At 56.4% G+C, this 13,112-nt stretch carries 11 protein-coding genes; 7 read left to right on the forward strand and 4 right to left on the reverse strand.

From position 1 onward, the window contains the following. Positions 1-26 precede the first annotated feature (26 nt). Complete coding sequence (locus QCBJ_RS11865) at positions 27-1,448, reverse strand: transglycosylase SLT domain-containing protein (protein WP_012722969.1); 1,422 nt, start codon at positions 1,446-1,448, stop codon at positions 27-29. Between the two features lie 235 nt (positions 1,449-1,683). Between QCBJ_RS11865 and QCBJ_RS11870 the strand changes: the two genes are divergently transcribed. From QCBJ_RS11870 to QCBJ_RS11900, 7 genes are all read left to right on the forward strand, one after another. Next, on the forward strand, positions 1,684-2,490 hold the full coding sequence (locus tag QCBJ_RS11870; RefSeq protein WP_093546043.1) for a TatD family hydrolase: 807 nt from the start codon (positions 1,684-1,686) through the stop codon (positions 2,488-2,490). A 96-nt stretch (positions 2,491-2,586) separates the two neighbouring features. Further along, positions 2,587-4,068: a methyl-accepting chemotaxis protein gene (locus QCBJ_RS11875; protein ID WP_093546040.1), complete on the forward strand. Its 1,482-nt coding sequence runs from the start codon at positions 2,587-2,589 to the stop codon at positions 4,066-4,068. Positions 4,069-4,266: 198 nt separating this feature from the next. Beyond that, the gene (locus QCBJ_RS11880; protein ID WP_102060872.1) at positions 4,267-8,985 is read left to right on the forward strand and encodes an RHS repeat-associated core domain-containing protein; all 4,719 of its coding nucleotides are present in this window, start codon (positions 4,267-4,269) and stop codon (positions 8,983-8,985) included. Then, positions 8,982-9,383, forward strand: a complete 402-nt coding sequence (locus tag QCBJ_RS11885) for an Imm50 family immunity protein (protein WP_102060873.1) — start codon at positions 8,982-8,984, stop codon at positions 9,381-9,383. Before QCBJ_RS11880 ends, QCBJ_RS11885 begins: the two co-directional genes overlap by 4 nt. Before the next feature lie 49 nt (positions 9,384-9,432). Further along, positions 9,433-9,690: an Imm50 family immunity protein gene (locus QCBJ_RS30370; protein WP_256581498.1), complete on the forward strand. Its 258-nt coding sequence runs from the start codon at positions 9,433-9,435 to the stop codon at positions 9,688-9,690. 223 nt (positions 9,691-9,913) lie between these two features. Further along, positions 9,914-10,546, forward strand: coding sequence for a hypothetical protein (locus QCBJ_RS11895; RefSeq protein ID WP_046035047.1), 633 nt, complete (start codon positions 9,914-9,916; stop codon positions 10,544-10,546). 192 nt (positions 10,547-10,738) lie between these two features. Beyond that, a complete protein-coding gene (locus QCBJ_RS11900; RefSeq protein ID WP_012722965.1) occupies positions 10,739-11,101 on the forward strand; it encodes an Mpo1-like protein in 363 nt (120 codons plus the stop codon). A gap of 2 nt (positions 11,102-11,103) precedes the next feature. On the opposite strand, the gene QCBJ_RS11905 is transcribed toward QCBJ_RS11900, so the two are convergent. From QCBJ_RS11905 to QCBJ_RS11915, 3 genes are all read right to left on the reverse strand, one after another. After that, positions 11,104-11,901: an acyl-CoA thioesterase II gene (locus QCBJ_RS11905; RefSeq protein ID WP_012722964.1), complete on the reverse strand. Its 798-nt coding sequence runs from the start codon at positions 11,899-11,901 to the stop codon at positions 11,104-11,106. A 90-nt stretch (positions 11,902-11,991) separates the two neighbouring features. Then, positions 11,992-12,753, reverse strand: a complete 762-nt coding sequence (locus QCBJ_RS11910) for a CHAD domain-containing protein (RefSeq protein WP_012722963.1) — start codon at positions 12,751-12,753, stop codon at positions 11,992-11,994. Positions 12,754-12,794: 41 nt separating this feature from the next. Then, positions 12,795-13,073 carry a hypothetical protein gene (locus tag QCBJ_RS11915; RefSeq protein ID WP_012722962.1) on the reverse strand — a complete coding sequence of 93 codons (279 nt, stop codon included), beginning with the start codon at positions 13,071-13,073 and terminating at the stop codon, positions 12,795-12,797. Positions 13,074-13,112: the final 39 nt, after the last annotated feature.

The raw sequence follows: 13,112 nt of genomic DNA on the forward strand, positions 1-13,112 counted from the left end.
TGCCTGATTAATATCGAAATAACCGATTACTTTCGCGAGGCGATTTTCGGCGTCGGCGGCTCCAGGGACTCCCGTTCCCGGTCGAACGCCAAATAGTATTTGTTGACGCTATTAACATAGCTGACGCCGCCCATCCCTACTTGCTCCATGGCTATGCGTTCAACCTGGAAGAACCACTGATTGGGGTTGAGCCCCCGGCGCTTGGCCTCGGTGCGCATGCCCTGCACCCGCTCGGGCCCCATGTTGTAGGCCGCCAGCACAAAGGCCATGCGCTCACGCTCATTGAGCTTGGGGCTGGCGAAGAACTTGCGACGGATCATCGCCAGGTAGCGTGCCCCCGCCTGCACATTGCTATCGAGGTTCTCGATGTTGTTGACCCCCACGCGCTGCGCCGCCGACGGCGTGATCTGCATCAGGCCGGTGGGGCCACCGCTGTTGCGTGCACCCGGGTCAAGCGCCGACTCCTTGAAGGCCAGCGCAGCGAGGTTGAGCCAGTCCATGCCCTGCTCGCGAGCATGCTTTTGCAAGACGGGGCGCAGTTTTTCCAGGCGCTGGCGGTCGACGCGGGCCAGCGGGTTGCGCACCTGATAGAGGCGACGGTAGATACGCTGGAACGCCACGTCCTGATCGGAGGGGGTTCGATAGGTCTTGAGAAATCGATCGATGCTGGCCCGCAGCATCGACGCATCCTGGCGCACAAACCAATATTCGTCACCGGGTGCACTGACCACCACCTGCTTATCGAAACGCAACTTGGGCAGGATCTTCGACCAGCGCTCGGCAATCGGCTTCTCGACAATAGTCAGGTGGAAAATCCCCGCCTGAACCATCTCAAGCACATCCTCCACGGCCAGGGTCGGGTCGACCCATTCCACCTTGATCGGTGGCTGTTTGTGCAGGGCCAGCTTCTGGTTGACCTGGCTGATGGCATCCGCCGCCGCGCTGCCGGTGGTCAACGCCAACGTACGCCCGGACAATTGCTCCAACTTGGTGAACCGTCGCTCGCCCTTCACGCCTACCAGCCACAGCGGCACATCGCTGGCAATCGGGTCGCTGGTGCTGATCTTGTGCACGGCCTTCACATCCAGCAATTCACCGGGTGCGACCAGGTCACCCTCGCCACGCGCCAGCGCGCCGAGCAACTGGTCCTTGGCCTTGGGAATGATCTTGAGGTTGATTTCCTGGCCATCACGGGCGTGGCCGTTGAGGTATTGCTCGAAGGCGCGCAAGCGATGGTATTCGACACCGATGGCCTGGCCCTGAACCTCGCCGGAACTGTTGCGACTCTGGTTGACCAATACGCGCAGGGTGCGGCTCGAGCGAATCTCCGCCAGATCGCGAACCTTGCCGGGCTTGGTCACTTCCAGCGGCCCGTCCAGACGCGCGACCGCCTCCAGGGGCAGCCATAACGTCAGGCACAACATAAGCAACGCCGAGGGTCGGATCATCCGCTCTCCGGAAAGAATACTGGCCAACGCCCTCGCGAAAAATGAAGGCGTGGGAGTCAGAAACAGAGCGCTTAATGCGCAGACTTTGCGCGCAACGGTGGCACGGGCAAGGCGTTGAGCCAAACACAATGTCACTTGCGACGTTCAAAGACAGCTATAACTCGTTGTAGTTCTTCGATTTTCTTATAAATCTACAGCTCTGATATGCTTTCCGGCCGCAGGCGGAGATAGCACCATGCAACTCATTGATATCGGCGTCAACCTGACCAACCCCAGTTTCGACGAGAAGCACCAGGCCGTGCTCGAGCGTGCCTACGCCGCCGGCGTGCAACAATTGGTACTCACCGGGACCAGCGTCGAGGGCAGCGAACAGGCCCTGGAGCTCTGCATAAAACAGGATGAAAGCGCTCAACGCCTGTTCAGCACCGCCGGCATTCACCCCCACTCCGCCAGCGACTGGAACGGCGACAGCGCCCAGCGCTTGCGTGGATTGCTCGGTGAAAGCCGCGTGCGTGCCGTGGGCGAATGCGGGTTGGATTTCAACCGCGACTTCTCGCCCCGCCCCCAGCAGGAAAAAGTCTTGGAAGAACACCTGGCCTTGGCCGTCGAGCTGAAACTGCCGGTGTTCCTCCATGAACGCGACGCCAACGTGCGCCTGCTGGAGATCCTCAAGGGCTACCGCGACCACCTCACCGCCGCCGTGGTGCATTGCTTTACCGGCGAACAGCAAGCGTTGTTCAGCTACCTCGACCTCGACTTGCACATTGGTATCACCGGCTGGATCTGCGACGAACGCCGTGGGACGCACCTGCACCCACTTGTCAGGGAAATTCCCCGAGGCCGTCTGATGCTGGAAAGCGACGCGCCCTACCTGCTGCCACGCACACTGCGCCCAAAACCGAAAAATGGTCGCAACGAGCCCGCCTATCTGCCGGAGGTACTGCGCGAAGTCGCCCTGCACCGCAACGAAAACGTGGAAGACCTGGCCCAACACAGCACCGCCAGCGCACGCGCTTTTTTCGGTTTGCCTGCCACTGTTTGATGCGGCGCATTGACCCATGTCAAAACGGTTTTCCTGAGTAGCGGCACAATAATGGCACCTTGCCAATGCTGTTTCCGCTATCAGAGAAAACCTTCCATGGGTGCCTGGCTTAGCAATATCTCGCTGAAGTACAAATTCTGGGCCGTCAATGCGGTCGCCTTCATTACCACACTGCTGCTGGTGCTCTACGCCGTGCAGCTTGAACAACAGGCCCGCAGCACGGCGTCACACGCCTCGGTGCAGGCGCAAGCGCGGTTACTCAGCGCCTGGCCGGCGGACAAAACGCTGCCCAAGGGAGAGCTTTGGCTGACGTTCGCAGGTGGCCAAGTCCCACAACTGGCCGATCAAGACCTGTCAGCCCTGAGCAACGCCAACGGCTGGGTCGAACTCAATCACATGCCCCTCTTTGGCGAAAACCCACTGATGGGTGCCGAAGTGATCGCCCGCCCCGACGGGCAACACGTCGCCGTGCTCGCCTACGCCCCCAGCTTGAGCCAGGTGTTCACCGAACGCTTCGCCAACTACGCAGTGGCGGTGTTGATCCTGATGCTGGCGATGCTCGGTGCCTCGCAATTGCTGATCCGCTTTCTGCTCAGCCAGCTCAACACGCTAAAAGACGTGATGCTGCACGTGGAAAAAACCGGCGACCTGTCCGCCCGCGTGCCCTTGGCGTGCAAGGATGAAGTTGGCCAGATGGCCAGCGCCTTCAACGCCATGCAGGCCGGTTACCAGCGCGTGGTCAACACCGTCGCGCGTACCGCCCGGCAACTGGACGAGGGTGCTGCGCGGCTGGCCAGCAGCATGAACGAGGTGCAGCACGGCATGCTCGGCCAGCAAAGCGAAACCGACCAGGCCGCCACTGCCATTAACGAGATGACCGCCACCGTCCATCACATTGCCCAACATGCCGGCGCTACCCGGGATCTGTCGCAAACCGCCGACACCCTCGCCGGCAGCGGCCAGGAAGTGGTCACCCGTGTGCAACGCTCGATTGCAGGCCTGTCCACGGGGGTGCAACAGACGGCCGAAATGATCCAGAAACTCGCCGAGGACAGCCAGAAAATCAACGGCGTGGTCAGCGTGATCCACAGCATCGCCGAACAGACCAACCTACTCGCCCTCAACGCCGCCATCGAAGCCGCCCGCGCCGGGGAAATGGGCCGTGGCTTTGCCGTGGTTGCCGACGAAGTGCGTAACCTGGCCAAACGCGTGCAAAGCTCCACCGACGAAATCACCCGCATGGTCTCGGCACTGCAAGACGGCACCCGTGACGCAGTGGACTTCATGCAGGAAAGCTCGTTCAAGGCCGACGATTGTGTACAGCAAGCCCAGGAAGCCGGCGCCGCACTCGCCGAAATCACCGGCGCGGTGGCGCAGATGCGCGAAAGCAATACCCAGATCGCCGTCGCCGCCGAACAGCAGAGCCACGTCGCCGAAGAAATGAACCGCGCCGTGGTGAGCATACGAGATGTGACCGAGAACACCGTGCAGCAAACCGTGGATTCGGCGACCACCAGCAATGAACTGGCAACCTTGGCCGGGGAGTTGAGCAAGGCAATTGGGCAACTGAAGCTGTAGGACTGTTCAACCTGTAATCTTCTGCCTACACCAAAACCACGGTTTACCCGAGGTTTTGGCGAAACTTCCTAGCGTTACCCGCGAATAACGCCGACATCTTTTCCCTTTCAACCTCTCCAAAGTCTCTCGCCTGATCAATCAGCGCGAGGGACCGCCGATGCACTTCTCTATCCGTGCCCCACTGAATGGGGCCGTCGCATGATTCCGGTTATCGCCAAGTTCGTCCTGTCCCCCATGGATGACAAGAAGCCGGACGTCGACAGCGTTTTTCGTGACTTCCGCAATTGCCTGAATACCTTTGACGAATGGGCCGAGAGCTTCTGGAGCGGTTCGGCCCTGGAAGTGGAGCAGGTGTTCAAGGTAGGGGAAGAAGTTTCCCTCATTGCTCCCGTATCGTCCAAAAAACCAAACTCCACGGTTGCCCTCTGCAAGGCCCAGGGCTCGTTGACCCTGGTGCATATGTTCGAGAGCACGCGGTTCGTGCCGATCGGCAATACCCCGGTGATGCTGCAGGCCATTGCTCCTGACGGCAGCCCAATGGGCCCGCCGATCCATCGCACCATAGGCCCCAGTGGCATTCTCGAAGTCAGCGACTGCACCCGCGATCAACGCTACCAAATCACCTTTTACCCCAATGTCTCCAAGGATCATGTCAAGGCGCTGTACGCGTCTTATCAGTCGGTGATCGCGGGGCTGGAAATGGGCCTGCGTGATGAGTGGACGAAGACCTTCAAGCCGCAATGGAAAGACTTTGCCAACGCCACGCCGTTCGAGCGCAGCGCGATGCAAGGCCTGGCGTTCTCAACTGGGATTGCCAAGGCGCTCTACAACCTGTGGGACAACCTCACCCAGTTGTTCGAGCTGCTGGCGGATATCAAAGCCAATAGCCAGAAGTTGCTGCAGTACGTCTCACAGGCCGAACTCGACGAACTGCTGAAACTGGGCAAAGACGCCATTGCCCATGGCCTGCTCGTGCTCAGCGATGAACCACTTTTGTTTATCTATCTGTCGGCCATGGTCGCCTGGATACGCCTGCTGCCGCCGCCTGAGATGTACGAGCTGTTGGGCGAGATGACCGGCGAGGTGCTGATCAATCTTTTCTTGATCTGGGCGACGCGGGGCATGGGGGTTCAGGTTCGCCTGGGCATGCAGGTGTTGGGGCCTATCAAATCGAGTAGAGCACGCAAATGGCTGGAGAGGCTGGCTGATCAACTGGTCGGGCCTCGGTTGGAAGCGCATGCCGAAGCGGCCAAGCCGTTATTGCTCGGCAGCGCGGGGACGCCGATCAGGGTGATTCCGGATGTGCCGTTGAAGGCTGGGGATCAGGTGGTTGCCAACCCGGTGCCGGTGGTTCGGGGCAAGGCCAAGCAACGGACGGTGTTGGTGCGGCAGGAGCCTGTGGATGACGTGCCTGCTTCTGCTCGTAACCCCAACGGGGATGCGGCGGCTTTCTCGGATAAAACGGCCACTAACGGTTGCCCGGTGTCCATGGTCACCGGCGAGGAACTGCTGACGCTGACCGATGGGGCGCTGGACGGGGTTTTACCGTTTGAGTGGACGCGGTTGTACCGCACCAGTGCGGTGGAAGTGGATTGTGGGTTGGGGTTTGGCTGGAGTCACTCGCTGGCGCATCGGTTGAGTGTTTCCGGTGATTCGGTGGTGTGGACCGATCATGAAAATCGCTCGACCACCCTGCCCTTGCCTACGGTTTCTCGGCCTGCGATTACCAATAGTTTGGCGGAAGCGGCGATCTACTTGGGGTCGTTGCCTGATGAACTGGTGCTGGCGCAGGCGTCACGGTTCTACCACTTTCGCGACGGTGCGCTGACGGCGATCAGCGATGCGTATGACAACCGGTTGCGCATTTCCCGCAATTATCTGGGGCAGATTGAGCGGCTGGATAACGGTGTCGGGCGTTCATTGTTTTTGCGTTATGCGTCGGGGCGGATCGTGGCGGTGGATTATCAGATCCAGCGCTTTAAGGACGATGGTCCATACGTCTGGGTGACGGAGCAGAAGCTTGTTTCCTACGCGTATGACGGTGCTGGGCGACTGGCTTCTGCGACCAATGCTGTCGGTGAACGCGAGGTTTATCGGTACGACGAACAGCACGTCATTCTTGAGCGTGGTTTGGCCGGTGGGGCGAGTTTCTACTGGGAGTGGGAACGGGCTGGCAAGGCGGCGCGGTGTGTGCGGCATTGGGCCAGCTTTTCGCAGATGGACACGCGGTATACCTGGGATGACAACGGGCAGGTCACGGTGTTTAACGCCGACGGCAGCCAGGAAGTCTACGTGCATGACCAGCGGGCGCGTCTGGTGCAGCGGGTGGATCCGGACGGTGCTGAGCACTTTAAATCCTACGATGAAAAAGGGCGGCTGACGGTTGAGCAGGACCCGCTGGGGGCGGTGACGGCGTATCAGTACGACGAAGCCGGACGCTTGGTGGCGTTGTTTCCGGGAGAGGATGAGCCGACGACCTACGAGCATGACAATGGGTTCGTACGGGTTGTACGGCGTGGTGAAGCGGTTTGGAAGTATGAGCGGAATGATCAGGGCGATGTGACGCGTAGGACCGATCCTGATGGTCACGCTACTGACTACAGCTACAACAAATATGGGCAGTTGGTTGGGGTTTGGTATCCGGATCACAGCTGTCAGAAGCTGGTTTGGAATGAACGTGGGCAGTTGCTTGAAGAGCAGTTGCCGAATGGCGGGATCAAGCGTTATCGCTATGACGACCTTGGGCGAAAAATCTCCCAAGAAGATGAGCACGGTGCGCTCACACAATTTGAGTGGAACGACGTTGGGCGGTTAGTCCAAATCGTCTTGCCGAGCGGCGACACGCGTAAATATACCTACAACCCCTACGGAAAAATCACTTCCGAACGCGATGAACTGGGGAACGTCACCCGCTACGAATACGCCGACGGCCTGCACCTGATCAGCCGTCGCCTAAACGCCGATGGCAGCCAGGTCAACTACCGCTACGACAACGTGCGTTTGTTGCTGACCGAGATCGAAAACGAGGTTGGCGAAACCTACAAGCTTGATTACCACGCCAACGGCCTGATCCAACAGGAGATCGGCTTTGACGGTCAGCGCACCGCTTACGTTTACGACCTCAACGGCAATCTTCAGGAAAAGACCGAACACGGTGATGACGGCAGTCAGTTGGTTACCCGCTACGAGCGCGACTATGCCGGTCGGCTCGTAAGAAAAACCCTGCCTGATGGAAACTCTGTCGACTATGCCTACGACCGTCAGGGCAACCTCCTCAGCGTTGACGACGGTAATTGGTTTTTAGCCTACGAATACGACGTCCAAAACCGCCTTACCACCGAACACCAAGGCTGGGGCACCCTGCGCTATGGCTACGACGCCTGCGGCCAACTTACAAACCTGCGCCTGCCCGACAACAACCGCCTCACCTTCAACCACGACAAAGGCGGTCACCTTTCCACGGTTGAACTGAACGGCACGGTACTGACCTCACACCAATTCAACGCCGGCCGTGAACACCAGCGTACCCAAGGAAAACTGCTCAGCACTTACCAACACGACCACCAAGGCCGCCTGTTCAACCAGAGCATCGGCGATGACGAAGGCCCGGTGTACCGCCGTCATTACGACTACGACGAATCCGGCAACCTCACCCGCCTGCTCGACACCCGCAAAGGCGAGCACCGCTATCACTACGACCCACTAAGCCGCCTCATCCGCGCCGACCACTCCCAAGGCGAGCAAGAACGCTTCGGCCACGACCCCGCCGGCAACCTGCTCATGCAAGACCGGCCGGGCCCCGACATCGTGGCGGGCAATCGCCTGATGATCCAAGGCGACCGCCACTACGACTACGACGCCTTCGGCAACCTCATCCGCGAACGACGCGGTAAAGGCCACGCACTCGTCACCGAGTACCGCTACGACTGCCAGCACCGCCTGATCGGCATCACCCAACCTAACGGCCAAACTGCCAGCTACCGCTACGACCCGTTTGGGCGGCGTATCAGCAAAACCGTTGATGGCCTTACGACCGAGTTCTTCTGGCAAGGCGACACACTCATCGCCGAGCACCACGCGGACCGTCACCGCAGCTACCTCTACGAACCGGATAGCTTTCGTCCACTGGCGCTGCTGGAAGGCTTCGGCCCAAAAGAAACCAAGGCCTACCACTACCAACTTGACCACATCGGCACCCCACAAGAACTCACCGACACCGAAGGAGAAATCGTCTGGTCCGCGCACTACCGCGCGTACGGCGAAATCAGCCGGCTCGACATCGGAAAAGTCGACAACCCGCTGCGCTTCCAGGGCCAATACTTCGATCAAGAAAGCGGGCTGCACTACAACCGCCATCGCTACTACAATCCGGATATTGGTCGGTACCTGACGCCTGATCCGGTGAAGCTGGCGGGTGGGATCAATGCGTACCAGTACGTGCCCAACCCTACGGGATGGATAGATCCTTTGGGGCTCAGCGCAAATTGCCCTGGGCCGATTAAGAAAAATCCTGCTTGCTCAACTCCTACTGAACCGGACGTTCCAGAAGTTTCTCGTAAGGGGGCTTTCAGGCAAGCTAAAAGGGATGCCCATATACCGATGAATCAAAGCCCAGATATTTCTATCCACCCTACAACAGGACGAGCGACACAGTACAAAACAGAACCAATGACCGATAAAAGTAATAAAAAAATACTCAATGACGCCGGCCAACCAATAGAGACCAAGGTATATCAATTTACAAGAGAAGATGGCTCACAAGTACTTATTCAGGATCACTCAGCAGGACACAAATTCGGCAGAGCAGATGGAGTTGGCGATCAAACAACACACTTCAATTTACGACCTATTGAACAACCCCGAAACGGCAAACTCAGCGATGCTGAAGCACATTATTTCTTCAGGAGAAAAAAATGAAATACTGGAACGAACTCGATAAGAACATATTTCTTGAGATGATTTTCAGCCAGCCTGTCGAGGTAGGTGAAATCACACTAACCTCTCTACAGATAGACAACGACCGCCCGAGCCTAGGAATTGGTTTCGACATATCTGAATTCCCAGATAGACTACCGGAGAAATGGAAAAACAAAGGCTACAACGTTTGTAGATTTGGCATTGATTGCTACGAAATTAGAGATCTAAAAATAATAAACATACCGACCCATAAAGATCTTTCTTTAAAAATAAGAAAAGAATACGACCACCTTCTATTTCAAGCCACCAACAAAGACTCTTTAGTCGAATTCAAAGCAGAATCCATCTCAATTTGCGACCCGAACGTTTACATCAAAGGCAACGATGAGAATTTTTAGAATACTGGCATCAACAACAAACACACTCATACAAAAAAAACCAAAAACAATGAAATACTGGAACGAACTAGATAACAGTATATTTCTTAGCAAGACTTTCAGCCGCCCTATTGAAACTAAAAAGATCGCTCTTTTCTCTTTAAGGATAGAAAATGATCAACCTTGTATTGGAATGGGTTTCGACATACCTGGACTCCCAAACTTCCTCCCAGAAAAATGGAAAAACAAAGGATATAACATGTGTAGGATTGGCATAACCTGCAATGAAATTAAAAACCTAAAAATCTTGAACATCCCTGCACATTAGATATTTACGGTAAAATCTTCAAAGACAACCATTACTTCACATTCGAGCTATAATTGACGGCGCCTCAATAAAATTCAATGCAAAATTTATTTCACTTGGCGGACCTAGTGTCTACATCAACAGCTCGGACGATTACCACCTCAAACAGCTGAATGACACTTAGCAAATAAAGACTCCACTACCTATCGGTAAAGACTCTCACATTTATTTCAAGAGGCAACTGATGGACACAGTACTCATACACGAAACCGGCATTCACCCTTGGGAGCAATTGGATACTAGTACTGATGAAAAATTCATAACGATGACATTTCTCAACCAAGAGTATGCGGGAGCGTGGAAAACCTGGTGCGAGGTCAGCTTATCAATTCAAAAAAAATGGCCAAAAATTGTGAAATGGCACACAAAGCTATTACCTCACCACAGTAAAAGCCAAGAATATATATCACAAAAAAAGTTCTATGCGCATTCAAAACCAGAGGATATTTATAGAAAAAACGAATCAACCAACATCTACTCCCAAATAATTAATTTAGACAGCGACGTTTATAATACAGACCCTAAGAGCATGACAGGCCATCATACATCCATGGTACTTATGCTGAAAAAACATACCAACCTTGATGATCTATGGAGCAAACTAAGCAATCTCACTGACATTTCAAAAACTGAAAATTTAAAATTGATACTTTCCGGTGAAAGCTCCATCTATCTTAGATTCCACGACTCAGAAACACATGGTGTCACCCAACTCATCTTCCATTCAAAACATTTTCCACTCTTAGAAAAAATCTTCAAAAAAATTAATCTAGAAGAAATTCAGCAGGAAGATGTTTACGAGTTCATCCACAAATAGCGCATAAAAAAATAATTTTCACCTTTTAATCTACGCGTTTACAGTTTCAAAAAAGCCTGAGCAGGGCAGATAGCCAGTGCCTATTATTTTATGTCAAACCTATAGACCCCATAGCCAACCCCAATTCGCCCCCCCACCCAACCCCGCCTAAACTCTCTCCATGTTGTTTCAACGGACAGAGGATTCACCATCATGGGCAAACGTCATCCCAATCTCCCCGCCTGGCAATGGCGTAACTACCCGCAGAACCATCAGCACCCGACCAACCTGGCGTTGCACCTGATTGCCGTGCCGCTGTTTATCATCGGGTTTCTGTTGATCGTGTCCGGTGTGTTCAGTCTGAGCCTGGCCAGTTTTGCCATCGGGGTTGTCGGTATCCTGGCCGGCTTGGCGCTGCAGCGGCATGGCCATAGCCTGGAAGCCCAGGCCAGTGAGCCGTTCAGTGACCGTAATGATGCGGTACAACGCCTGGTGGTCGAGCAGTTCGTGACCTTTCCGCGTTTTGTGTTGAGCGGTGGCTGGTGGCGTGCCTGGCGGCAGCGCCACAGGCATTGAGGTCAGGCGAAGACCACCACGGTCTGGCGGCTGATGGCGATGAGTTCGCCGGTCGGGCTCCATAGCGCGGCGGCGGCATGGCCATAGCCGTCGCGGGCGTGCTCGATGTTGACGTAGTACTGGCACCAGTCGAGAGTCGTGAGGTCTTGCAGGGGCTGGATGAATTCGATGGTCCACGTCAGGGTGCTGCCCGGTGCCGGTTTTTTGAGGTGCGGCAACAGTGCCGGGGGCCAGGCATCGACCAGGGCGAGTATATGTGCCTCGGTCAGTGGCTCTTCTTTCACATCTCCACGCAACCGCACCCAACCGCCCATATCGCGGGATTTGTTGCCGGTGAACGGCAAGCCGCCGACGCTCCAGCGCATTGCCAGGTGGCGCATGAATTCGGGGGTGACGCCCTTGATATAGGGCAGCTCCTGGCACTCATCCCAGTGTTTGAACACGGGTGGTGCTTGACTCTCAACCGCAATTTCCGACTCACGGGACGCGCCAAAACTGGCTTGTACCAACGTTGCCACTTCTCCGTTCTGCACCACGCGGCCGAGCAACTGGCTGACCGCTTTGCCTTCGCGTAACACTTCGACTTGATAACTGGCGCAAACGTCGGGCGCTACAGGGCCGACGAAGGTGATTGCCAGCGACCGCAGCGGGCGATCGGCCGGCACTTGGGCACGCAGGGCTTCGTATTGCAATGCGGCGACCAACCCACCAAAGGTCGCGCGACCCTGGGCCCATTCGGCGGGGATGGTGACATCCAGCGGGTTGCTACGGGCGGCATCGAGCAAATCACTAAAGCGCATAGCGGTCTCACATCAAGAGGAACAGATGAGCGATCTTAACCATCGAACCGGCCAGGTACAGCGCCTATTCCGGCCAAAAGCCGGACCGGCTCAGAAACAATCGGCGCTGAGTTTGTCCAGCACCCGATCCGCCTGCCCTTCAGCCTTGGCCATGGTGCGATGCCACACCGCAACACAAGGTTGCAGATCCGCCTGATGCTCGGCTTGCGCCAACCATTGCCAGCAATCATGCCAATCCCCCAAGGCGCCTTGGGCCTTTTTCAGCCGCGACAGGGCGTTGGCAGGCAACTTGTCCAATTCGGGGTAAGCCTCAGCGGCGTAACGCACACGCTTGATCAACAACCGCAGGCGATGGCGATCATGGTCGGGGTCCTTCAACGCTTCATCGAGCTTCTGCCATTGCTTGGCCAAGCGTTTTTCGATGCGCGCACGCAAACCTTTGAGCAATTTCTGGTGTTCAGAGGCCCGGATAAAACGTGGGAAAGCGTCGAGGATCAGCAGCAAATGCGCGAGCTCCGGGCTCTGCGCCACTTGGCGATAAGCAGCGGGTTGCAGGCGCAGTCGCCGGTCGGCGGCCTCGTGATGACCCTGCTGGAGTAAATAAGCCGCCAGCACCTCGCGGTCGCGTAGCGGCGTCGTCAATTGGCCGACAGTACGGGCGGCCGATTCAAGCTGCTCAACCCCAGGCAACCCACGCAAGGGGCGCAACAAACTGCGCAAACGGCGCACGGTGGTGCGCAGGTCGTGCAGGGCTTCATCGTCGGTGACGGCGGCGAGGCGAGCCTGGCAGCTCAGTAACCCTACTTCCAGGCCAATGACCTGAGCGACTAACTGATCGACCAAAGCTGACATTCTGCCCTCGCTAGCTGATGAAATGTCCTACTCACAGCAGGTTAACGCCCTGCGCGAGACTCTCGGATATAGAACCGCGCTTTCTCGGCCTTGTTGGAGCAGCCTTCAAACGCCTCGAACTGTTGCTGGGTCTTGGCCCCTGTCAACAAAGACAAGGCTTTGGAATAGCTCACGGTCCCGGCAAAACCTTCCGCCTTGGCCAAGTCCAGCTCTTTCCAGGCGGCGTCCAGTTGCGAGCCGCAGCTGTCGCGATACGCGGTTTTCCCGGCGCAACCGGCAAGGGCCAACACGATCACAGGCACACACATCCAGGCTTTCATCGATGACACCTCAAAATAAAGAAAAAACAGTCGTACGCT

The sequence above is a fragment of the Pseudomonas sp. QC2 genome (genome assembly GCF_002859085.1).
Taxonomy (GTDB): Bacteria; Pseudomonadota; Gammaproteobacteria; order Pseudomonadales; family Pseudomonadaceae; genus Aquipseudomonas; species Aquipseudomonas petroselini.

Bases quoted from the DNA above. Each gene is read 5' to 3' on its own strand.
- QCBJ_RS11865 (WP_012722969.1), bottom strand. From the start codon at position 1,448: ATGATCCGACCCTCGGCGTTGCTTATGTTGTGCCTGACGTTATGGCTG.
- QCBJ_RS11870 (WP_093546043.1), top strand. From the start codon at position 1,684: ATGCAACTCATTGATATCGGCGTCAACCTGACCAACCCCAGTTTCGAC.
- QCBJ_RS11875 (WP_093546040.1), top strand. From the start codon at position 2,587: ATGGGTGCCTGGCTTAGCAATATCTCGCTGAAGTACAAATTCTGGGCC.
- QCBJ_RS11880 (WP_102060872.1), top strand. From the start codon at position 4,267: ATGATTCCGGTTATCGCCAAGTTCGTCCTGTCCCCCATGGATGACAAG.
- QCBJ_RS11885 (WP_102060873.1), top strand. From the start codon at position 8,982: ATGAAATACTGGAACGAACTCGATAAGAACATATTTCTTGAGATGATT.
- QCBJ_RS30370 (WP_256581498.1), top strand. From the start codon at position 9,433: ATGAAATACTGGAACGAACTAGATAACAGTATATTTCTTAGCAAGACT.
- QCBJ_RS11895 (WP_046035047.1), top strand. From the start codon at position 9,914: ATGGACACAGTACTCATACACGAAACCGGCATTCACCCTTGGGAGCAA.
- QCBJ_RS11900 (WP_012722965.1), top strand. From the start codon at position 10,739: ATGGGCAAACGTCATCCCAATCTCCCCGCCTGGCAATGGCGTAACTAC.
- QCBJ_RS11905 (WP_012722964.1), bottom strand. From the start codon at position 11,901: ATGCGCTTTAGTGATTTGCTCGATGCCGCCCGTAGCAACCCGCTGGAT.
- QCBJ_RS11910 (WP_012722963.1), bottom strand. From the start codon at position 12,753: ATGTCAGCTTTGGTCGATCAGTTAGTCGCTCAGGTCATTGGCCTGGAA.
- QCBJ_RS11915 (WP_012722962.1), bottom strand. From the start codon at position 13,073: ATGAAAGCCTGGATGTGTGTGCCTGTGATCGTGTTGGCCCTTGCCGGT.